The 20446-nt window shown below is 64.3% G+C and carries 21 protein-coding genes and 1 pseudogene; 17 read left to right on the forward strand and 5 right to left on the reverse strand.

Translation table 11 applies throughout. The annotated features are described in order from the left end of the window. The first annotated feature begins 272 nt into the window (after window positions 1-272). Both ACFE67_RS00195 and ACFE67_RS00200 read left to right on the forward strand, forming a co-directional pair. Window positions 273-659, forward strand: a complete 387-nt coding sequence (locus ACFE67_RS00195; protein WP_375404851.1) for a hypothetical protein — start codon at window positions 273-275, stop codon at window positions 657-659. Continuing rightward, window positions 640-2214 (forward strand): deoxyguanosinetriphosphate triphosphohydrolase family protein, encoded by a 1575-nt coding sequence (locus ACFE67_RS00200; RefSeq protein ID WP_375404852.1) that lies wholly within the window; start codon window positions 640-642, stop codon window positions 2212-2214. The genes ACFE67_RS00195 and ACFE67_RS00200 overlap by 20 nt, the downstream gene beginning before the upstream one ends. Window positions 2215-2434: 220 nt before the next feature. Here ACFE67_RS00200 and ACFE67_RS00205 read toward each other — a convergent pair whose 3' ends face one another. Together ACFE67_RS00205 and ACFE67_RS00210 are read right to left on the reverse strand one after the other, a co-directional pair. Beyond that, window positions 2435-2821, reverse strand: coding sequence for a hypothetical protein (locus ACFE67_RS00205; protein WP_375404853.1), 387 nt, complete (start codon window positions 2819-2821; stop codon window positions 2435-2437). Window positions 2822-3536: 715 nt separating this feature from the next. After that, a complete protein-coding gene (locus ACFE67_RS00210) occupies window positions 3537-3989 on the reverse strand; it encodes an IS3 family transposase (RefSeq protein WP_375404854.1) in 453 nt (150 codons plus the stop codon). Between the two features lie 29 nt (window positions 3990-4018). On the opposite strand from ACFE67_RS00210, the gene ACFE67_RS00215 reads away from it, so the two are divergent. The 8 genes from ACFE67_RS00215 (at window position 4019) to ACFE67_RS00250 (ending at window position 13633) form a co-directional block, all read left to right on the forward strand. Continuing rightward, window positions 4019-4459 carry a hypothetical protein gene (locus ACFE67_RS00215; protein ID WP_375404855.1) on the forward strand — a complete coding sequence of 147 codons (441 nt, stop codon included), beginning with the start codon at window positions 4019-4021 and terminating at the stop codon, window positions 4457-4459. 49 nt (window positions 4460-4508) lie between these two features. Then, window positions 4509-6179, forward strand: coding sequence for an AAA family ATPase (locus ACFE67_RS00220; RefSeq protein ID WP_375404856.1), 1671 nt, complete (start codon window positions 4509-4511; stop codon window positions 6177-6179). A gap of 173 nt (window positions 6180-6352) precedes the next feature. Then, a complete protein-coding gene (locus ACFE67_RS00225) occupies window positions 6353-7042 on the forward strand; it encodes an HNH endonuclease (protein ID WP_375404857.1) in 690 nt (229 codons plus the stop codon). 279 nt (window positions 7043-7321) lie between these two features. Next, on the forward strand, window positions 7322-7681 hold the full coding sequence (locus tag ACFE67_RS00230; protein ID WP_375404858.1) for a hypothetical protein: 360 nt from the start codon (window positions 7322-7324) through the stop codon (window positions 7679-7681). 990 nt (window positions 7682-8671) lie between these two features. Then, window positions 8672-11143 carry a hypothetical protein gene (locus ACFE67_RS00235; protein WP_375404859.1) on the forward strand — a complete coding sequence of 824 codons (2472 nt, stop codon included), beginning with the start codon at window positions 8672-8674 and terminating at the stop codon, window positions 11141-11143. A 687-nt stretch (window positions 11144-11830) separates the two neighbouring features. Then, window positions 11831-11962 (forward strand): hypothetical protein, encoded by a 132-nt coding sequence (locus tag ACFE67_RS00240; RefSeq protein WP_375404860.1) that lies wholly within the window; start codon window positions 11831-11833, stop codon window positions 11960-11962. Window positions 11963-12026: 64 nt separating this feature from the next. Beyond that, window positions 12027-13076, forward strand: coding sequence for a hypothetical protein (locus ACFE67_RS00245; protein WP_375404861.1), 1050 nt, complete (start codon window positions 12027-12029; stop codon window positions 13074-13076). Beyond that, window positions 13073-13633 (forward strand): hypothetical protein, encoded by a 561-nt coding sequence (locus ACFE67_RS00250; protein ID WP_375404862.1) that lies wholly within the window; start codon window positions 13073-13075, stop codon window positions 13631-13633. The genes ACFE67_RS00245 and ACFE67_RS00250 overlap by 4 nt, the downstream gene beginning before the upstream one ends. Before the next feature lie 10 nt (window positions 13634-13643). On the opposite strand, the gene ACFE67_RS00255 is transcribed toward ACFE67_RS00250, so the two are convergent. Beyond that, a complete protein-coding gene (locus tag ACFE67_RS00255; RefSeq protein WP_375404863.1) occupies window positions 13644-13805 on the reverse strand; it encodes a hypothetical protein in 162 nt (53 codons plus the stop codon). 582 nt (window positions 13806-14387) lie between these two features. Here ACFE67_RS00255 and ACFE67_RS00260 point away from each other — a divergent pair. The 3 genes and pseudogenes from ACFE67_RS00260 to ACFE67_RS00270 form a co-directional block, all read left to right on the forward strand. Continuing rightward, window positions 14388-15011 (forward strand): annotated as a pseudogene (locus ACFE67_RS00260) (ATPase, T2SS/T4P/T4SS family); the annotation flags it as partial. After that, window positions 15008-15871, forward strand: a complete 864-nt coding sequence (locus tag ACFE67_RS00265) for a type II secretion system F family protein (protein ID WP_375404864.1) — start codon at window positions 15008-15010, stop codon at window positions 15869-15871. The pseudogene ACFE67_RS00260 and the gene ACFE67_RS00265, both read left to right, overlap by 4 nt. Next, window positions 15868-16800, forward strand: coding sequence for a type II secretion system F family protein (locus ACFE67_RS00270; RefSeq protein ID WP_375404865.1), 933 nt, complete (start codon window positions 15868-15870; stop codon window positions 16798-16800). The genes ACFE67_RS00265 and ACFE67_RS00270 overlap by 4 nt, the downstream gene beginning before the upstream one ends. Window positions 16801-17190: 390 nt before the next feature. Here ACFE67_RS00270 and ACFE67_RS00275 read toward each other — a convergent pair whose 3' ends face one another. After that, the gene (locus tag ACFE67_RS00275) at window positions 17191-17586 is read right to left on the reverse strand and encodes a tautomerase family protein (RefSeq protein ID WP_375404866.1); all 396 of its coding nucleotides are present in this window, start codon (window positions 17584-17586) and stop codon (window positions 17191-17193) included. Between the two features lie 97 nt (window positions 17587-17683). On the opposite strand from ACFE67_RS00275, the gene ACFE67_RS00280 reads away from it, so the two are divergent. From ACFE67_RS00280 to ACFE67_RS00295, 4 genes are read left to right on the forward strand one after another with little or no spacing between them, the layout of a single operon-like run. Continuing rightward, on the forward strand, window positions 17684-17872 hold the full coding sequence (locus ACFE67_RS00280) for a hypothetical protein (protein ID WP_375404867.1): 189 nt from the start codon (window positions 17684-17686) through the stop codon (window positions 17870-17872). A gap of 10 nt (window positions 17873-17882) precedes the next feature. Beyond that, window positions 17883-18266 carry a TadE/TadG family type IV pilus assembly protein gene (locus ACFE67_RS00285; protein ID WP_375404868.1) on the forward strand — a complete coding sequence of 128 codons (384 nt, stop codon included), beginning with the start codon at window positions 17883-17885 and terminating at the stop codon, window positions 18264-18266. Next, a complete protein-coding gene (locus tag ACFE67_RS00290; RefSeq protein WP_375404869.1) occupies window positions 18241-18690 on the forward strand; it encodes a hypothetical protein in 450 nt (149 codons plus the stop codon). The genes ACFE67_RS00285 and ACFE67_RS00290 overlap by 26 nt, the downstream gene beginning before the upstream one ends. Beyond that, on the forward strand, window positions 18687-19115 hold the full coding sequence (locus tag ACFE67_RS00295) for a hypothetical protein (RefSeq protein WP_375404870.1): 429 nt from the start codon (window positions 18687-18689) through the stop codon (window positions 19113-19115). Before ACFE67_RS00290 ends, ACFE67_RS00295 begins: the two co-directional genes overlap by 4 nt. Window positions 19116-19144: 29 nt before the next feature. Here ACFE67_RS00295 and ACFE67_RS00300 read toward each other — a convergent pair whose 3' ends face one another. Beyond that, complete coding sequence (locus ACFE67_RS00300) at window positions 19145-20425, reverse strand: MFS transporter (protein WP_375404871.1); 1281 nt, start codon at window positions 20423-20425, stop codon at window positions 19145-19147. Window positions 20426-20446 lie beyond the last annotated feature (21 nt).

Consider the following 20446-nt stretch of genomic DNA (forward strand, 5'->3'; position numbering starts at 1 on the left):
CAGCTAGACGTTGGCTCGCGCCGATGCGCATCGAGTGCGTCGTCGGCACGCGTGAAGGCCCAACTCATGAGCTACCCCGTGTCCTTCGGGAGAGCGGCACCAAGCACGCTGCGCTTCGCAACAAGATTGTGATGAAGCGACATGCTGAGTGAGCCTGTGAGTTGCGTGACAACGACGCCTCGCTCCGCTACCCTGCGCTCATCCAGCGCGACCTTCCCGTCCGGCAGGCGCTATTGACATGATCGGGGATATTTTGTTCAATAAGGCCAGAAATGAACACAGAACTCAAAACACTGGCCCTGCTGCAAATGCGCGGAGAGATATTGAATCTTCCGCCACCCTCTTCTCGTCGCCGTCTCGCTGAACGCGCAATCGCGATCATGGGCATAGAGCTTGATGATGTTCGAGCTGCCGAAACGGCTCGCATCCTTGAATCACAAGAGCAAGCAAGTCTCGATATATCAAGTGCGCTCGACGCGAAAGAGGTTGTCTCTTTTGATGAGCTCGACGAGATACGGAAATTGCATGCTTTGACAAAAGGGCAACTTAATCGCGTAGTCGGCATTCTCATCGAGGATGGCACGGCTGCGTACGTTGGAAGCGGATACGCCAAGGCACCGGACGAAGAGCAGCTCCAGCGTGAACTCATCAGCCAGTGATGATCAGGACGCCCTGAAGACACGGTTCTATGCGGAGGATGCGGAGCTCGTCTGGAGATCCGAGGCGGAGCGTGACGCCGATCGTCTGCTTTACTCAACCGCGTTCCGTCGACTTGACGGAGTGACGCAGGTTGCATCCGCAGGCGAAGTTGCTCTGCTGCACAACAGGCTCACGCACTCCTTAAAAGTCGGACAGGTTGGTCGGAAAATTGCGGCCTCCATAAATTTCCAGGCAAACAAGAGTGAGCCCGTACGGCAAGCAATCCGAAAATTTACTGGAGTTCCTTTCAACGCAGACCGTCGAGAGGCGATTGACCCGTGGGTTCTTGAAGCCGCAGGGATGGCGCACGACCTGGGGCATCCCCCCTTCGGTCACATAGCTGAGCAGGTTCTCCAAAAAGCGCTCGGCAAAACTCCTAACCAAAACGAACTGCTTCCGGTACCTGAAGGGTTTTCGCTAGACGACTCTTTCGAAGGAAATGCGCAGAGTCTTCGAATAGTGACTCGTCTGGCATTTGGCCGCCTTTCAGGAGTTCTGCAGTCAGGTGCCGGCCTAAATCTGACCCGAGCAACGACATCAGCTGTGCTCAAATACCCGTGGCGCCGAAACGCGCGTCCCTCCGAGGTTGACCTCAGGAAGGAAAAGTGGGGTGCGTACGACTCTGAAGCGGACGTCTTGGAGTGGGCAACTGACGCCATCGACGATTCAGTACGACGCGAGAGGCCGGACGGTTCGCTTGAGTGGCGGTCGGTGACGGCGCAAGCGATGGATTGGGCAGATGACATCACGTATGCCGTGCATGATGTCGAAGACTTCTGCAGGGCAAGGCTGATTCCAGCCGATTTGCTCAGCCTCTCTGAATTCGATGCTCCATTGATTCAAGGGTTTTGGCAGTATTGTCTCGCCCGCCTGTTAGACAATTCCCTTATCTTGTCGAAAATTGATGGCGGTCAGGACTCGATTGAGCCGGCTTTGCGAGCTATCTTCTTAGGTGTACTTCGTGGACTTCCTGGGTCTACTCAGGCGACGAGGCTTGAACGTGAAGAATTTCGCAAGTGGTCTTCGGAGCGTATCGAGTTCTACACGTCCCCGCGACCCCAGGGCATCCAGGTTCTACCCGACACAGGATTTCTAGATATTGCATTGCGGCCTCTCGTCGAGGTCGAGATCCTGAAGAAGCTGACGTGGTACTTCGTTATAGAGCGGCCCGCGCTCGGATCGACGCAACGTGGTCAAGCGAAAATGATTCGTGAGCTTTTCGTATGGTTGTGCGAGTGGTCTGAGAGGGAGTATCCCGGCCCCCAGTACAAGACCTCGGGCGTGTCGCGTACTCAATATAATGTTGGCGGGCTTCCGCCTCGACTGATTGACTACCTAGATGTCACGAGTTGGCAACAGCCCGACACCGGCGGGTACAGATCTGAACGAGAGAGAGTTGCTCGTGCTGTCTGCGACTACATCTCAAGTCTTACTGAGAAGCAAGCTCTGGACCTGCACATTCGTTTGAATGGCGCTTCGAGTGTGGCGATACTCGACAACTGGGTTCAATTCTGACACCGCAGATTTGACTAGAACGTAGCGTCGCCGTTTCGTATTCCACTTGTTCGCTTTGGTGAGCTGTCGAGGCTGCGCAAGTTCTCATGCGACGTCAGGTAATGCGTTCGACGAGTATGTCGGCCCTGAAGTGGGCTGCGCGAATAGCGAGAGCGGCCTCAGCTGAGAGCGGAAGAGTTTCAAATGTGCCTGCGTGCAGTCGATTCGTCGCAGTAGCTTTTCAGCTCGTCGTCCTGCGCCAGATGGGCGTAACGTCGATGCCCACAAGAAACGGTACGACCACAACGGTGACGCCGCACACGGCGGCCGAGATTGGCCAGAAGGGGGTGTCGATGAATAGAAACGCCTGTTGTAAGAGCCAAATGTTTAGGACGACGAGTCCGACTTCAAACACCGTCCACCAGCTCGTCTTCCGTACGAGAACGAATGTGACGTAGACCGCCAGCACGGGGGCAACCGAGGCGAGGAATGTTCCGGCCTCACCAGGTAAAAACGCGGGACTGGCGCTAAGCACAATTGTCACTACCGCGATGGCGACGCCGATGACCGCCCTCACGATGCGGAGGACACGATCGACCGGTGGACTTGCGGGTCCGAATATGAGCATTTTCATACGCTCATTTTGGTCGCTCGCCAGCTCATTGAAACATCCCAAAACGAGGTGTGGCGGGATCCTGAGTTGACGTTTCCAGCACTGCGCTCGCGGAGGCGGCGTTGATTTTGTTGGAGCGCCTTGGCCAAAAGCGATCGACTGTCCGTTCGAAGGGTCCTAGCCATGCGGCCGCGGAAGCGCGCCGACCGTATGACTGAACCGTCCCGGGTTTCAGGCCGCTTCGTTGCTGGCGGCTTCGTCGGCTGACGGGCCGGTTTCTTGAGCGTAATAGTTGGCCTCGAACTCGGTTGGCGGGATGTTGCCGAGGGTCGAGTGCAGCCGGGACGTGTTGTACCAATCGACTCAGCCGAAGGTCACTGCTTCGACGTCGGAAAGGGCCCTTCAAGGCGGCCGGGCGGAACGGTGATCCCGTGCGGATCGCCTCGTCCTTGAACAGCCCCATGACCGTCTCCGCGGCGGCGTTGTCATATGCGTCACTGACCTATCCGATCGACGCGACAAGCCCTGCGAGGGCGACTGTCTCAGTGAAGCGAATGGATGTGTATTGCGATCCGGCGTGACGTATCAATCCGGCCGCGACAGGGCGTCCGGAGTGGTCGCGTCACCAGCGCGCCACCTTCAAGCAGGCCTCGACGAACGCGGTGTCCTTGACCGTTGAGACCTCCCAACCGACGATCATTCTGGAGTACAGGTCGATCGCGAACGCGACCTAGACGAACCCGGACCACGTCGCGACGTAGGTGAAGTTGGTGACCCAGAAGTGGTTCGCGAACGGTGCGGTTAAGTCCCGGTTCAGGAGGTCACGGGCGCGCTTGCCGTCCTTGGCCGGGATCGTGGTCGTGGTCTTCCGGCCCCGGATCACGCTGGCCATGCCCTCGTCCCGCATCAATCGGTCGACGGTGTGCTTCGACACATCCGGGAACCCCTTGCGGGCCAGCGAGGCGGTCATCTTCCGGCGCCCGTAGAGCACCTCGGGACGTTGCAGACCTCGGGCGTCGCGTTGCCGCAGCTGCCGGAACACGTCGATGATCGCGGCATCGTCGACCGCCCGTCCCGACGGTGCGCGGCGGCGCCGCGCGCGGTATGACCTTGGAGCGACGGCGACGCCCTGCGATCGCAGGACATCGCTCGTCGACTCGACGCCATGGCCGGCCTCGCGCATCTGATCGATTAAGCGGACGAGCAGCGCTGGTGAGGGTCGAGTTCCCTCGCGAAGAAAATCGAGGCCACTCCACCCGCAACGTGCCGCTCGTGGACCGCGGGCTGATTGCCGAGCTGCGCCGCTACCTGCTCACTCATCCGAACTCCGGCGACCCGACGCGCTGTTCTGGCCGGGTAGGGGAGTGGGGTCGCACGCGCTCGACTATGGCGGCGTCCTCGACGTCGGCAGCTTCCGCCGCAACTACTTCCGGCCCGCACTGCGCGAGCTCGGCCTGCCCGACATGCGGTTCCACGACCTCCGACCACACCGCGGCGTCGCTGTGGCTCGCAGCCGGGTTCAGCACGTGGCAGGTGTCCCGCCGCCTCGGCCACGCGAACACCAACGCCACGGACGCGATCTACGCGCACCTGTACCCGAGCGACTACAGCGACGACATCGCAAATTTCGATGCGCTCAGAAGTAGGGGGTGACCGTTTGGTCCCGCCCGGTCATACTGACGAGCGGCAAGGAGGTCATCCGATGAAGATTTTCTACGCGGCACCAGGTACCAAAGCTGTCAGACAGGCGGGCAGCCTGCTTCTCCGTTCGCTCAACTGGAATGACTGGTTCGAGTTTCGGACCCTCTTCGAATTGGTCTACGTCGACGAACGCGGCGTCGAAGTGAACATTGGCAGTGTGAAAATTGGCGATCTCGAACATGAGTACAAGAACGTTGATGGCGCTGAGACGCCACTACCGCCTGCGTTCGATGAGTTGCCCCCTCGGTTTATCTCTATTGGGCAGGGCGATTCCTACTATGAGCGGCTGCTCGAAGTGCTCGGTGGCAGTCAGATGCGTGCCGTGCTCCGCGCGCTAGGCGATCTCGCTATCAATCCGTCGCGCTTTGAAGAGTTGCGTGGAATCCCACTCGTACGAAAATCACTGTTTCGAGACTTGAATGTCGCGGTGGTTAGGGGGTCCTTCGCGCGTCTAGCCCAGGGGGACTTGGTCGAGTCGGCTAATTTCCATCTCAAGTTCCAGGCAAAACCCTCGGACCCCTGGCACTCGTCAACTGCTCCGCTTCTTGATTTTGAAGTTGACCCCGAATCGATGCCACCGACGAACGTACATGCGTTGATTGGTCGAAACGGGTCCGGTAAAACGACTCTGTTGAAGGCGATGGCGCGATCTATTATTGGCAAGCCTTTTGTGCGGCCAGGAGACGGCAGTTTCGAGTTGGCGGATGCGGGTTCTGGCCTTTCGATCGCGAGTCTTGTATATGTCTCGTTCAGTGCATTTGATGAAGTAGATGTGCCTGTGCTTGATAACTCGGTCGCGTATGACCGGCCGTACTCCTACATCGGGCTTCAATACCTGAGTGAAGACGAGGGTGACAACAGTTGGTCCTGGGAGCCAGAGACCCCAGATCCACGGACCCCTGAAAAGCCAGATGCGAAGAAGGTGACGCGCGCGGCCGGTGAGCTAGGCGGCGAGTTCGCCCGAAGTGCATGGGTGGTGCGACAGCAGCCCTCATCTCTCGAACTATGGCAAGTCGCACTCGAGCTGCTCGAATCAGACCAGAACTTCAAGTCTGCCGAAGTGGCGGATCTAGCGCGGCCATCTCTCGAAGGTGAGGATGAGGAAACGTACAAGAATAGGGCGGAGAACCTATTCCGTCGTAACCTTAGCTCTGGGCACAAAATAGTCCTTCTTGCTATGACTCGCCTGGTTCAGACGGTAACCGAGCGCACCCTGGTACTCATTGATGAACCTGAAGGTCATCTTCACCCGCCTCTGCTGTCGGCGTGGATGAGGGCGCTGTCCTACTTGATGAAGGAACGTAATGGTTTAGCCGTAGTTGCAACCCATTCGCCGGTTGTTCTGCAGGAGGTCCCTCGACGTTCGGTCTACGTAATCAATCGTGAGGGCGACGAGCAGAGCGCTGACCGGGTCGACATTGAAACGTTCGCCGAGAATGTCGGAGTTCTTACTCACTCCGTATTTGGATTGGAAGTAACGAGTTCCGGTTTCTATACCCTCCTAGTGGATGCTGCAAAAGAACTCGGGGTCTACGCTGAAGTTCTACAACGATTCGACTCGCAGGTCGGGTTTGAGGGAAGGGCTTTGCTTAAGTCCATTCTCCCAGGGCGGATCGAGCCGAGAATTCCTTTTCGCCAGCGGCGGTCGCACAATGACCGTGCAGAAGGTTGAGGAGGCTTCCTGCCCCAGACTTCGGCGTAGTCGACATTCTCAGCTCCTTGCGGACGTCGACGAAGACGGTGCGTCTGCAGGGTATGAGTGCACAGGCTGTGCAAGCGGAACGGGATCTCGCAAACGCGGGCGCTGCTGAGGCGATCGCGACTGTGGTACCACGCTTCCCGGGGATGACGGCGCAGCAGGAGGACGACTTCAAGTCCGGCTACGCGAAGCTCCGGCGCAAGGAAGGCGGTGCAAGGCGCTACTACAACCGCCTGATGAAGGCTCCGCTCCTCCGGCGTTGCCCGTACTGCTACGACCGTCAAGTGTCAGAGATAGATCATTACCTTCCCAGGAGTTCCTTTGCGCGCTTGGCAGTTGTTCCTCTCAATCTCGTGCCCCTTTGTCACGGCTGCAATAAGCAGAAGCTCAATTACGCTCCGTCCCCTAGTCGTCCTCCGCTGCTGCATCCCTACTTCGACTTCGCTGAGTCCGAGCAATGGATCGGAAGCTCGCTCGACGAGGACAACTTCGTCACTACGTTTTATGTCAATGTCCCTGCGCCGTGGGATGAGGACACTCGAAAGAGGGTTGAGAACCACTTCGAAGTGATGAAGCTCGGCCAATTTTGGTCCGGAAGCGCTGCGGTCTACTTCTCAACGGTGTGGGCGCGTCTGCTGCGCATATACCGGGCTAGCGGAGTCTTCGCAGTGCAGGACTACCTGCTAGAGGAGGCCGAGCTCGTAGTCGAGGGCCATGCCGAGCCGTGGAAGTTTGCCCTGTTGATGGCCTGGGCTGAGAGCGAGTGGTTCTGTGAGTGCAGGTGGCGGGGTCTGATCATGGTCGAGCTGGAATTACTGCTCGACGATGATTACTGAACCAAGCGGAGAGCGGGGTTTTAGCGGGGATCGGCCGCCGGACCGCTGATGTCACTCGGCCACGATCCGCGTAGTTCCGGGTGGGCCCCTTGGGGCTCGAAATAAATCAGAGGCAAATCAGGAGATCGAAGGGGGCCTCGAGAGACCCTTCTGACCAGGACTTTCCTGATCACTGGACTGCGGCGGATCGCACGGTTTCTCACCGGAATGTGGGCAAAATGTGGGCACGCTTCGTGCAGCGATGAGGAGCGACATCGTCGCGGTGGAACGGAGCAATCGGTGGCTCGCAACGAGGAGCGTCGCCAGGTCGAGGTCGCCATCGAGCTCGAGGAAACCGCCCGCACGCTCGCGCACTCGACCCGGGACGTCCTGACGCCGACGGACTCCTCCCTGCTCCTCGCCGAGCTCGGCCGGGTCGCGGACCACTTGCAGCAGACGGTCCGGCAACCGAGCGCCTGGCACGGCCGGGTCGTCGACGGGCGGGAGTACCGCGGGGAGGACGAGAACGGCGACGGCGTCACCGGCACCCTTGAAGCTGCCGCGCAGCTCGAAGCAGCCGCGGACGCGCTCGACCATGCCGGCGAGGCCCTCCGTGCCGCGCGCGCCGCCAACGACGTCATGCGATGGGCGAAGGAATAGCCCCGACCCTCGCTTCGTTGGCGCTGCGCCCACCGACCGAGCGCCCGCTTCGCGGGCGCCTGTTTCAGTGTCGGACGAGGTGCGGCCGCGCATCTCGTCGTCCCTGCGGCGTCGATCTGACGCGCCGGAGGGTGTGCTGATCGCGAGGAGGCTGCGCTCCACGCAAGTCGGGGGGCAAGAGCTGGCGCTCGGACGTCCGATGTCAGCTGTACCGTCCGGTTATGCATCGCGAATTTCGGCGAAAGCATCGGTTGCGAGACAGGATCGCGGGGCGCTCGATCAGGGCGCTTCTGACCCCGCAGTCGTCTCACTGGGCACCTCGACTATGAAGTTCAACAAGGATAGCCTTCGGTCCGCTGCATTCGGGGCGAAGACGGCAGGATGAGCACGTGAACCACGAGGGGCGCGGCAAGCACGGCCGCTGTGCGCATCGCAGCGCCGCGCCATCCTCCATCCGTCCAACAAACGGACTTCCGAAGTGACCACGCTTCGTAGCCTTCAGGATGAGATCGTTTATGGACGCGATTCGAGTCACTTGCGCGTCTTCGTCAGCTCAAAAATGAACGGCACTTTGGACGCTGAACGCGTCGTTGCAGCTAAAGCAATAGAAGCGCTACATGGGCACCGCGCGTGGTACTGGGAGCGCGACGCGCCTATGGGGGTTCTTCACTCCGAGCGCGAATGCACAAGTTACGCACGATCGAGCGACAGCATCGTGCTCATAGTGGGAGACGAATTGTCTGCGATCGTGCTCGCCGAGTACGAGGCCGCATCACAAGGCGGAGCCGAGCGATACTTATTCGCACGGGGGAACATTCACAGGCCACCGGACGTAGTCGACTTTCTGGCTCGCGAACGGGACCACGTAGTCTATCGCGAATTTGAGAACACTGCTGAACTCGAGACCCACCTCTACCGAGCATTGACGCTAATACTCGTACGAAACGCTCGAGAGCAGCTCGTCCGCAGACGCTCGCGGAAGAGGTCGAAATGAACCGAAGTGCAACCCAGTGGGACGAGCTGTTCGGCTCTGGGGAAGTAGCCGACCGCGACTTTGAGAGCTTTGGCCAAGATCTCGTTGAAGCGGCACTAAGGGATGATCCCTCGGAACTTATCGGATTTATTCATCTCGCCGCCGAATTTGCACGAGGTAATCTTGAAGGCTTTGCGCTCTCTATCATCGGCTTAGGGACGGCTCGCTGGCGCGGCGACTTGAAGGGATTCGACGATGCAAACGTGTCGGTTGAGGGCGTCAGGCGTACTCTGACCCAAAACGATGTCGATCCGTCTCAGCTCAAGGCTGAGCTTCTCTTCTCACTAGCGGAACTAGAGCGCGCGCGCAGCGAACGTGACCAAGCGCTAGATGCGCTGAGGCGAGCAGTCGAAATCTTCTTAGCCCTCGATGAGCACCTAAGGGTTGCAGATTCGCTGAAACTAGCGGCTATCATAGCCTTCGAGAAGAAAGACCTTGGAGAAGCGGATCGGCTAAGCGCGCACGCGCGAGATCTATACGCTGCCCACGGTCAGACCGAGGATGCACTCGGCGTCGCGCTAAATCGGCTCCAGTATGCCTACTCCTCCGGCGAGCCAGGTATCTTACGATCTCGTCTCGATGAACTTTCTGACATCAATCTGCCTGCCTATGGCGCTGCCGTGATGGCTCGCTTCGAAGCGCTTTGGCAGACCACCGAGCCTGGTTCGAGTGAGGCCCGTGAATATTTTCGTCGAGCACTCCGTCTAGCTGATCTATCGTACGACGAGGAATTGCGGATTCTCATCCGCCGAGATCTGGGAACCTTCTACGCAAATCGGGGTCAGCGCCGGTGGGCAAGGCACTGGTGGCAGCGCGCGCGGGAGATGGCTCAAAGCGCCAGACTTCAAGAAGACGAAGCCGAAGTTCTGCGCAGCTTCGCGTTTCTGGCGGTCGAAGAGGACAATCTTGAACAGGCTGAGCAATTGTTCGGCGAAGCATCGGAACTCAGTGCCCGGTCGGGCGACACAGCAGGCGCGCTGCACGACCGCGCAGATGCTCTTGCTGCTCTGCTCGGCGCAGAACTGCAGCGCGCTGGTGCTACTTCCGCGGAGGAGGTTCGCGCGGAGTTCGACACTAAGGTTATTTCGCCTCTGCTGGGAACGCTCGACTTGCTCGAGGCCCGACGCGACGTGGTGTGGGCGGCTCGCATCGTCAGGAATCTGCAAGTTGCCTGGATTTTCAAGGAGGCGCAGGGGGAAGGAGCGGCTCTGCTTGGTGAGCGCGCGAACGGTGCCGCCGCCGCGCTCGAACCCGAGTACCGAAAGGCGCTACTCCGCGGTGCGGGCCTGCTGCTAATACAAGACGAGCAGGCATCCCAGGGTGTGGCTCGCCTTGAAGAATCCGCTCAATTGGAGGAGGACGACGCGCAGTTTATCGCAGAGGACCTATGGCAACTCGCGCTGGAAGTCGATGGCCGCCTCGGTCGCCCTCGCGAGGCGATGGCTCTGGCAGATCGGGCAATCGACTTGTTCGCTGAGACGCGTGCGCTGACGTCGCTCGGCAACGCGCTAAATGACTCGGCGCTGATGGCGGAACGTGCAATGGACCCAGTCAATGCGCGATCGCGCCTAGAGCGAGCGCGAGTTCTTGCTGAGGAGCAAAGTGACCGCGTGCTTGGGGCCCTCGTAGTGTTCAATCTTGCTCATCTTGATCGTCGCGAGGGTCGCATTGCGGAGGCGCGGCGCGGCTTTTCCGACGCAGCTCAAATGTCACTAAGTGTGGGGATACGCGAGCAGGCAATTGAGTGTGAGATTGAGCTTGGCATTTGTGATTTGATCGAAGAGAAAGATTTAAAAGGTGCCTACGAGATAGGGAGCAACGCTGAGAAGTCCGCGATTGAATTGAGGGACGATCGCCTCGTGGGCGACGCGCTGTCCCTTCAAGCCAGCGTGAACTTCGCCCAAGGAGAGTTCGGGCGAGCGGCGGATCTCTGGCGGCGCAGTATGGCGGCTGATGCGACGGCCGACCCCGGAGAACGAGAGGCGTTCATATTAGAAGCGCTGGCGCGTATTCCTGAGTACAAGCGTTTTGACCGGGAGTTGAGCCGAGCTGTTCGTCGTGCTCAGAGGACCGATACTCGTGATGGACTGGTAGGAAACTTGTGGCGCCCGGCGCTGACATGGTTGCGTGCTGGGCGGATAAAGCGTGCCGCTGAAGTACTTGCTGTGGCCGCGCTTCTCGGCGCCGAGGCGTGGGGTCAGCGCCGGCGGAGCTACTCTGCGGCGAATTATGCGGCTCTCTCGCGGGCCGGAATGCAGAGTTTGGCCGAGGGTTTGGCCGGTCTTTTTGCTGTCCAGCTTATTGACGAGTTCTCTGACGAGACTCGCACCGAGCTCCTTGCGGAAACTAGTCGACAGATCGAGCGGATAGCGGGAAGCGATGTGTCGGCAAGTCTGCTGAGGTTTCTGAGCGACGACACCGCCGAGTAGCGCTCTGGTCTTCGATCTCTGGCCAGTCGCTCGAGTTGCGGGGTCATGAGGTCGGCCGGTGGCCGGCTGTGCCCACGCCCTCGCGGTTGTTCGTTTCTGCGCGGCGAAGTGCGCGGCGTCGTACGGTCGGCGCTGCTGCGTATAAGCAGCTGCGCGGCCGGCTCCTCCGACAAGCCGCCGCGCGCGGTCGCTGCGCTCCCTTGTTCCGCGTCGACCTTCTCTCCTCTGCCGCCTTTCGAGTTGTGCTCCGCTGCGTCTCCTTGATGACACTTCGTGCCTTCACGGCAAAGCGACGAGAGAGGGAGACCATGACCGACACCACCCCACCAGCACCGCACCCGTTCAGCACGAGGCGGGCTTACTGCAACACCTCGACCCCGCCGCGCTGGTCGTTGAGACCAATGTCCGCACCGAGGGCCTCGTCCTCGGCGCCGATTTCGTCGACTGCGTCTACATCCATGGCGCGGTCGTCCCGGTTCTGGGCTGGCGCGAGACCGACGGGGTGGTGCTCGTTCGTGCGGCCAGCGCCGCACCCTCGGCGCTCGGTAGGCGCAGGTCGCCACGACTCCCGTCTAAATTGTGCAGGCCGACGACAACTCGAGGGCCAAGCGGATCGAGGAGCAGTTGAGCGAGAACGAGCTCCGGCAGCCCTGACCGACACCGACCGGGCGGTTCTCGACGTTCCCGGTGTCCCGCCGCCTCGGCCACGCGAACACCGACACCACGGCCGCGATCTACGCGCACCTGTGCCCGTGCGACTACAGCAACGATCTGGCCCGGTTCGAGGTGTTCGAGGCGCGCCCGGGGCTGTCCGGGTAAAGGTTTCAGCCGCGTCGGAGGGCGCTGCTACGTTCAGCCATCCCTCTCTGAACGGCTGTGCCTCATGGCGACCTACGGCTTCCGCATCCACACCCTGACGCCTTACCTACAGCGGCATTACAAGACGCTGCTGAACGTGGAGGACGTGTCGAGGGCGGGCGGCGAGCCGGACTCGCTCAATCAGGTTTACAACCAGCTGATCGCGATGCGCGGCGACACGAAGTTCGGCACCCCGACCTACATGACGACGCCTCCGGAGGAAGCTGTCCGGCTCGCTGCGCAGGAAGCGGCGGAGAATCTGGCGTACTTCACGGTGCTGGATGTCTCGCGGCTCGGCCGAACGATCGAGGTACTGGTGGAGACGGGCAGGGAGTCCGACCATGACGGCATTCGTCGTCGCGACGGTTCCCTGGAGGACGCCCGTGGTCGGGCGGCGATCCGCACTAGCACTGTGTTGCTCGTGTTCCCGACCGCAGGGGAGCACGCGTTCATGGTTTCAGAGGTCCGCGGGCGCGGCTCTGCTGGGGTCCTGCTGATGGACTGGGTCACTCGGCTGGCGCAGCGCGCGGCCGTGTCGTACGACGAAGGTGGCATACGGACCGAACTGCCATGGCTCAACTGGAAGCCCACCCCGCGAATCGATGGCGAGCGGCTCGACGGCATTCTGGAACGCTCGTCAAACTTCTCCTTCACCCTTCGACGTGAGGCTGTGAGCTCGACCGGAGAGCGCAAGAGCTACGACATCGAGGTGGTTCAGTACGGGCTCAAGAAGACTCCGGTCGAGGCGGTGCTCAACGTCTTGATGAAGCTGTCATCGCGCAAACATTCCGGAACGGAGGCGCAGCGACGCGTCGCGGCGGCGGCGGATGTGCTGACGCTCGTGGAGCCCGATATCACGAAGGTCGAGTTCACTGACGCCGAGATGTCGTTCGATGAGAACGGCAAGAAGCAGACCGTGACGTCAGAGACCGTGGACGAGCTGTTCATCTACCCGTTGGGCTCCGACCGTCCAAGCGCGAGCAAGTTGAAGTCGGTGGCAGGGCCCATCATCGAACGGATCGCAGCGAACCTGAACTCGCAGGTCGCGACGGATGCCGAGGAGGAGGGCGCATGAGCAGTCGCCTCGTCCCCACGCAGGTGTTCCGCGCGCACTGGAAGGCGCTGAGCGACTACCGCGGCGACAAGATCGTGCCGGACCGCACCACGCGCACCCTGGTCGTCGCGATGCCTGTCGTGGCTGGCGTGCTGTTCGGATTGCTCGGCGGTCGGCTCGGAGCGCCAGACGCGCTCCTGGCTGCCGTGTCGCTGCTGGCAGGCGGCTTCTTGGCGGCGTTCAGCCAGGTCGCCACGTTCCGTGCTCGGCTGACTGAGCGCGCCGAGATGATGCCCGATGCCGAGCGGGCCGACCGCGACTCCCTGGATGAGACCGCCGCGCATCTGCTCGTCGCCGCGTACATGTCGGGTATCACGGCGCTCGTCCTCGTGATCGCGACGAACGTTTCCGAGGACAAGCACGGTGGCGTCGTCGGCTGGTGGGGTGCGCTCGCTGTCGCCACCGGGCTGCACGTGCTGATCGTGTTCGCTATCGCGATTCCGCGCCTCTACAACGCCTACGCCCACACCAACGGCGTCCGCAAGGAGCTGAGCGGGACGCATCGCGGCCGACGCTGACGCAAGCCGTTCAGCGAAGCAGCAGGGATCTGACGACGACGCCTACCAATACCGTGCCGCCGACGGCAGTGGCGACGAGTATCGCCGCGAGCACCATCAGAAAGCCGAAACGTACGGTCGTCGCCCAGTCACTGCTCGACGCGCGCCACATGTAGCGGAGCAGGCGGTGCATCCATGTCGCACGGCGCGTCTTGAGCGAGTGAGGGTTCTGCGGTCGGCGAAAAGCCGGAGGTTCCGAAGCCACTTGTTTCCACCATCGTTCAGCAGCACCGCGGGTACGGCGCTGATGGCGACTGGTGGAGGGGTCACCGCGTTCTGCTCCTGATTCCGCTCGGGCCGGAGGAGCAGCCGTTCGGTGGCCACTGTCGCTCTGTTCGTTTGAATCGGCTCCTGCAGCGCGTACCGGCACTCAGAGGCTCTCGACGCATTAGGGGTTTTGCTGCTGCTGTACCCCGATTGTCCGTCAGGCGGGGGACATCGTCAAGCCGGAGCCGCGGGGTTTGGCTGGGATCTGTCGTGCCAGCGCCTAGGCCGATCGGCCGCGATCCGCGTAGTTACGGGTGGGCCCCGTGGGGCTCTAACCCACGACCCGCGGATTGAAATTTCGAGAGGTCTGGGGTTTGCAACCACCGTGTGTCGTGGCGACTGCACGGACCCCAAATTCCGCAATGATCAGTAGTTCCGCAAGCTTCTGTCTGTCTGGTCTTCAGAGCGTCAGCTTCGCTGCCACTGGTGTCAAACGCGACAGGTGGTAAAGACCACGATGCTGAACGCGCTGCTCGCCGCCGGCAGGCCGACGGACCGGGTCGTGACGGTGGAGGAGACCTTCGAGCTGAAGCTGCCCGGCCGCGACGCGGTCGCGATGCAGTGCCGGCAGCCGAGCCTCGAAGGGACGGGCGAGATCACCCTGCGGCGCCTGATCAAGGAGGCGCTGCGCATGCGGCCGGACCGCATCGTCGTCGGCGAGGTGCGGGAGGCGGAGGCGCTGGACCTGCTGATCGCGCTGAACAGCGGTGTCCCGGGGGCGTGCAGCATCCATGCGAACTCGGCGCGGGACGCGCTCGTGAAGCTCTGCACGCTGCCGCTGCTGGCGGGCAGGAACATCGACGCCGGGTTCGTCGTGCCGACGGTGGCGTCCGCGGTCGACCTCGTCGTGCACTGCGAGCTGCAGCGCAGCGGGCGGCGGCGGGTGAAGGAGATCCTTGCGCCGACCGGGGCCCTCAGCGCTCCCGCCGTCGAGGGCGGGGTGATCGAGGCGACGCGGCTGTTCGCGCTCGACGGCGACGTCCTCCGGGCGACGGGCGGCTTGCCGCCGAAGCAGGAGAAGTTCCTCGCCGTGGGGCTCGACCCGGCTCGGCTGGTCGGGAGCGCCGCGTGATCCCGCTGCTCGGCGCGGTCGGCGGCACCGGGGTCGTACTCGTGGCATCGCCGTGGCTGTGGCCGCGGCGCACCCGGGTGGTCCCCGCTTCGAACCGCTGGTCGTCGTCCGTCGAGGACCGCCTCGGGCGCGCGGGGTTCCCCGGCACGGCGCCCGGCGTCTTCGTCGCGATGTCGTTCGTGATCGGGCTGGCCGGCGCCGCAGTGGTGCTCGCACTCACCGGTTTGACCGCGGTCGCCGTGCTGACGCTGATCGTCGGCGCCCTCGCCCCGTGGACGGTGGCCGGATGGCGCGCCCGGAGCCGGCAGCATGCGGCCCGCGGCCTCTGGCCCGAGGTCGTCGACCACCTCGTCGCCGCCATCCGCGCCGGCATGCCGCTGCCCGACGCGCTCGCATCGCTGTCGGAGCGCGGCCCCGCCCCGCTGCGGCCCGGGTTCCGCCGCTTCGAGGACCGGTGGCGGCGAACGGGCACGGTCGGCCCTGCGCTCGACGACCTGAAGCAGCACTTCGCCGACCCCACCTCCGACCGCCTGATCGAGGTGCTGCGGATGGCGCGGGAGGTCGGCGGCACCGAGCTGCCGAGCGTGCTGCGGGACCTGGCGATCCACCTCCGGCAGGATCTCGCCCTGCGCGCGGAGGTGGAGGCGCGGCAGAGCTGGGTCACGAACGCCGGCAAGCTCGGGCTCGCGGCGCCGTGGATCGTGCTCGGGCTGCTCTGCACCAGACCGGAGGCGGCGCAGGCGTACGCGACGCCGCAGGGCACGCTGCTGCTGCTGGCCGCGGCCGTCGTCACGCTCGTCGCCTACCGGGTCATGCTCGCCATCGGGCGGCTGCCCGAGGACCGACGGTGGTTCCGGTGACGCCCGAGCTGTGGCTCGCCCTCGCGCTCGGCCTCACCGCGGGCGTCGGATTCTGGAGCGTCAGCACCCGCCTCCCGGCGCTCGGCCGGCCGCGCCTCGCGACCCGGATCGCGCCCTACCTCCTCGACGTGTCCGCCGAGGCGCGCCGCCTGCAGCGACCCACGGTCGTCGATCCCGTCCCCGTGCTCGGCCTGATGGCCACACCGGCGCTCGAGGTGTTCCAACGCGCGTTCGGCGCTCTGCTCGGCAGCTCGGGCGGCGCCGCGGTGCGCATCGCCCGGGCGGGCAGGACCTGGACCGTGGAGGGGTACCGGCTGCGGCAGCTGCTCTGGGCAGTCGGCGGCGGACTCGCCGGTACCGCGCTCGGTGCGCTGGCGGCCGCGAACGGCAGCCCCGCGGCACTCGTCGCGGCACCGGTCGTCGGGGTGATGCTCGGCCCGCTCCTGAGGGACCGCCTCCTGATCGCGGAGGGCACGCGTCGCGCCGCGCGGATCGATAGCGAGCTGCCGACGGTGCTCGAGTTCCTCGCGCTGAGCCTGAGCGCGGGGGAGGGGGTCCGCGACGCGCTGCGCCGGGTCGCGCGCGTCGGCTCGGGCACGCTGGCGGACCTGATGCAACGCGTCGTCGACGAGTCCGCGGTCGGGGTATCCCTCCCGGTCGCGCTGACGGCGCTGGCCGACGAGCTGCAGATCCCCTCGCTCACGCGGAGCCTGACCCACCTGGTCGCGGCCCTCGAGCGCGGCTCACCGCTCGCTGAGGTGCTGCGTGTCCAGGCCTCCGACGCCCGCGATCACGCCCGCCGCGGCCTGCTCGAGGCGGCGGGGAAGAAGGAGATCGGGATGATGGTCCCGCTCGTCTTCCTGATCCTCCCGGTGACCGTGGCCTTCGCGGTGTTCCCGGGGATCCTGGTGCTGCAGACGCAGCTCTGAGCTTCCAGCCTTGGGCCTGACGCAGGAAGGTCATCGGTCCGATCAGGCGAGGTCCTTGTCTGGGCCGTCGGAGGACCGTGCCTGAAATCCGTTCCGTTCGTCAACTGCTCGCCGCTCGCGGGCTGCGAAGAACTGCAATTCCGTCACCCCTCGTGCCCGCGACTCCTCGACGAGTACGCCTCGGAGAATCCGTCGCTCCAGTGGAGCGGGAGCGAGGTCACGTCGACCTCGCCGCCGAGACCCTCGGCGATCGCCTGCACGGTCGGGTAAACGGGCGGCCTCGGTCTCGATGACCTCTGAGGCGTACTCGGCCGATCAGGATCGGTGCAGTGCGGTCCGGTCGCAGGCGAGCATCACGACAGCTGGTCCGAGGCCTCACGCAGGACACGATCAGACGTTGACGTCGAAACCAAGATCGGTGTCGGATGCGGCCTGCCCGCCTCCGATGCCCCAGTTCTCTGCTGGGCTCTCGCGCAACACAATCGTGACGTGGTCCTTCGGCACACCGAACCGATCGAGCCGACTCACGATCTCGCGGTAGAGGTTCCGCTTGGCATCGATCGAGCGGCCGATGAAGCAGTCGATGGTCACGAGCGTGTAGAACTCGGGCTGAGTCAGATGCGGGGCAGTCGCAAAGCGGTGCGGCTCGTGCGCGACGAGGCGAACATGCTTGTCGCCTGGAGGAATTCTGAAGCTCGCGACGAGCGCGTTATGGACCGCGTCGATGATCGCGGCTTCGTCCGCTGGGCTGTACTGACGGCGAACTTCGACGAGGGAACTCGGCACATGCCCAGTCTGGTCCGCTGACCCCTGTGGACAACTTTCGACGCCATAGCTGCGAAATCGTCACACTGGCGCGACGTCGCTACCCATGGAGGCCCCGATGCGGACGCAGCCCACGTTTCCCCGAACCGACCTGGTCGTCGATGACGACCCCGAGCGCGGCGACGTGCCCGGCTGGGTGCTCGTCACGATGATGACCGCCGGTCTCGTCGTGCTGCTCTGGGGTGTCGCAGGGCCGGCGCTCACCGGGCTGTTCAACCAGGCGATCACGAGCGTCAGTGGCTTGTGAACCCCGGCCTGTGAACGACGCGGCGGAGCGCGGCAGCGCGCCCGCCGAGTTCGTGATGACGACGGTCCTCCTGCTCGCGCTGGTGCTCGGCGTGCTGCAGGTCGGCGCGGTCCTGCTCGTCCGGAACACCGCGCTCGACGCCGTCGCGGAGGGGGCGAGGTGGTCCGCGATCGTCGGCAACTCGGATGCGGACGGCGTCGCCCGGGCGCAGCAGGTGCTCACGGACAGCCTCGGTCCTGCGTACGCGTCCGGCGTCATGGCGTCGAGGACCGTGTGGCAGCAGCAGCCCGCGACCGTGGTCAGCGCGCGGATCCCGCTGCCCGTCATCGGCCTGTTCGGGCCGCCGGCCGCGATCGAGGTGACCGGGCATGCCGCACTCGAACCCGAGCCCTGACGACGGATCCGCAGCGGTCGAGGTGCTCGTGCTCGGCGTGCTGCTGCTCGTCCCGCTCGTCTACCTCGTGCTGACCATCGCGGCCCTCCAGGGCGCGTCGTTCGCCGCGGAGGGCGCTGCGCGACAGGTTGCCAGGAGCATCGCGCTCGCGGCGACCGACGCCGAGGGACGGCGCGCGGCCGACGCGGCGGCGACCGTGGCGCTCGCCGACTGGCACGTCGACCCCTCCGCGGCCGGCGTCGAGGTGCGCTGCGTGCCCGACCCCGGCGACTGCATCACGGCGCGCGGCACGGTCGACGTGCGGGTGCGGGTCGCCGTGGCGCTTCCGCTGCTGCCGCCGGCGCTCGGGCTGGGCGCACCCGGCGCGATCCCGATCGAGGCGCGGTCCGTCCAGCGCGTCTCGATGTTCGCGATCGCCCGATGAGGCGGCAGGAGGAGGGCGCAGCGGTCCCGTTGATCGTCGGCCTGTTCGCGATCGCCCTCGCGTTCGTCGTGATCGCCGCTGGAGCGACGAGCCTGCACCTCGACCGCCTCCGGCTGCTGACCGTCGCGGACGGCGCGGCGCTCGCGGGCGCGGAGTCGTTCCGCGTCGCCGACGTCTCGGTCAGCGGGAACGAGGTGATCCCGGCGCTGACCTCCTCCGCGGTCCGGGAGGCGGTCGACGCCTACGTCGCGGACGCGGCGGCTCCTGGACTCGAGGACCTGACGGTCGTCCAGGCCGCCACCGCCGACGGCCGCGGCGCCACGGTCGAGCTGCGGGCGACCTGGCGCCCTCCGCTGGTCGGCCCGCTGCTGCCGGACGGCCTCCCGGTCACGGTCACCTCGACCGCGGCAGCCCGCTTCCGCTGACGACGCTCCGTTGTGTAGGAAGGTCCTTCCTACAAAACGGAGGGTCGGGCCGGGCGCGGGATGAAGCGGGGCACCCAGCGGGCGAGCAGGCCGGCGCCGAGCAGCCCGACCACGCCGAGCGTCGCGGCCGCGACGGAGAGCGAGAACACGGCCGTGAGCGCGGAGAGCGCCAGCGGCGCGGAGGCGTTGCCGACGTCGCCCGTGAACCGGTAGGCGCCCAGGAACGGTGCCGGGTCGTGCCGCGGTGCGAGATCAGCGCCGAAGGTCATCAGGATGCCGCTGCCGATACCGTTCGCGAGCGACATCGCGATCGCGACGGCGACGAACCAGGTGGCCGCGCCGGATCCGCCTGTGGCGAGCGCGAGCCCGACGACGACCGCGAGCGCGATGTGCCCGAGTCCCAGCCCGATCATCGATGGCACAGCGCTCCACAGCCGGCCGAACCGGTCCATGATCTGCCCGCTGGTGAAGAACAGCGCGAGGTCCACGGCGCCGGCAATGCCGATGATCAGCGCGATCGAGCCCTCCTGCAGGCCGAGGCTCACCCCGGCCAGCGGCAGGATCACCTGCCGGCTCGATCGCAGCCCGCCGATCAGTGCTGCGCCGAGCCCCATCCGCGCCAGCACCTTCCGGTGCCGGCCGATCGTCCGGAACAGCCCCTCCCGCACCACATCCCCCTCCACGATGCGGATCGCCGCGGTCGGTGTCTGCAGGGCGGAGCGGCGCTCGGCCAGCGCCGCGGCGGGGTCGGGCAGCACCAGCAGGATGATCGCGACCAGCACGCAGGCGACGACGTCGACCAGGAAGACGGCCCGCGTGCTCCCGGTGATGCCGATCACCAGCGCGGCGAGGAACGGGCCGAGGAAGTAGCCGGCGCGGAACATCCCGCCGAGCAGCGACAGCGCCCTCGCCCGGTGGGAGACGGGGACGAAGGTGGTCATGAACGCCTGGCGGGCGAGCGCGAACGATGCGGTCGCGATGCCGATCAGCAGCACCCCGAGTCCGAGCACCGCCGGTGTGGTCGCGAGGAGGCAGAGCACCAGACCGGCGAGCGCGGCGACGGCGGACCCGAGCATCGCGGTGCGCTCACCGACCTTGGCCACGATCCAGCCGCTCGGGATGTCGCCGATCAGGGTGCCGATCATGATCAGCGCCGATACGAAGCCCGCCAGCGCGAGCGATCCGCCGAGCCGAACGGCGTCCACGGGGATGATCGGGATGATCGCGCCCTCGCCGATCGCGAACAGCAGGCTCGGGAGGTAGACGGGCAGCGCGACCGATCCGAGACGGAAGCTGCCGGCGGTCGTCATCGCCCAGCACGGTACGCCCGC

The organism is uncultured Amnibacterium sp., assembly GCF_964244015.1.
Taxonomy (GTDB): domain Bacteria; phylum Actinomycetota; class Actinomycetes; order Actinomycetales; family Microbacteriaceae; genus Amnibacterium.

Excerpts from the sequence above, each read along its gene's own strand:
- ACFE67_RS00295 (WP_375404870.1), top strand. The coding sequence starts at position 18,687 with ATGAGGCGGCAGGAGGAGGGCGCAGCGGTCCCGTTGATCGTCGGCCTG.
- ACFE67_RS00205 (WP_375404853.1), bottom strand. The coding sequence starts at position 2,821 with ATGCTCATATTCGGACCCGCAAGTCCACCGGTCGATCGTGTCCTCCGC.
- ACFE67_RS00250 (WP_375404862.1), top strand. The coding sequence starts at position 13,073 with ATGAGCAGTCGCCTCGTCCCCACGCAGGTGTTCCGCGCGCACTGGAAG.
- ACFE67_RS00235 (WP_375404859.1), top strand. The coding sequence starts at position 8,672 with ATGAACCGAAGTGCAACCCAGTGGGACGAGCTGTTCGGCTCTGGGGAA.
- ACFE67_RS00255 (WP_375404863.1), bottom strand. The coding sequence starts at position 13,805 with ATGCACCGCCTGCTCCGCTACATGTGGCGCGCGTCGAGCAGTGACTGG.
- ACFE67_RS00300 (WP_375404871.1), bottom strand. The coding sequence starts at position 20,425 with ATGACGACCGCCGGCAGCTTCCGTCTCGGATCGGTCGCGCTGCCCGTC.
- ACFE67_RS00220 (WP_375404856.1), top strand. The coding sequence starts at position 4,509 with ATGAAGATTTTCTACGCGGCACCAGGTACCAAAGCTGTCAGACAGGCG.
- ACFE67_RS00195 (WP_375404851.1), top strand. The coding sequence starts at position 273 with ATGAACACAGAACTCAAAACACTGGCCCTGCTGCAAATGCGCGGAGAG.
- ACFE67_RS00245 (WP_375404861.1), top strand. The coding sequence starts at position 12,027 with ATGGCGACCTACGGCTTCCGCATCCACACCCTGACGCCTTACCTACAG.
- ACFE67_RS00290 (WP_375404869.1), top strand. The coding sequence starts at position 18,241 with ATGCCGCACTCGAACCCGAGCCCTGACGACGGATCCGCAGCGGTCGAG.
- ACFE67_RS00280 (WP_375404867.1), top strand. The coding sequence starts at position 17,684 with ATGCGGACGCAGCCCACGTTTCCCCGAACCGACCTGGTCGTCGATGAC.
- ACFE67_RS00225 (WP_375404857.1), top strand. The coding sequence starts at position 6,353 with ATGACGGCGCAGCAGGAGGACGACTTCAAGTCCGGCTACGCGAAGCTC.
- ACFE67_RS00210 (WP_375404854.1), bottom strand. The coding sequence starts at position 3,989 with ATGCGCGAGGCCGGCCATGGCGTCGAGTCGACGAGCGATGTCCTGCGA.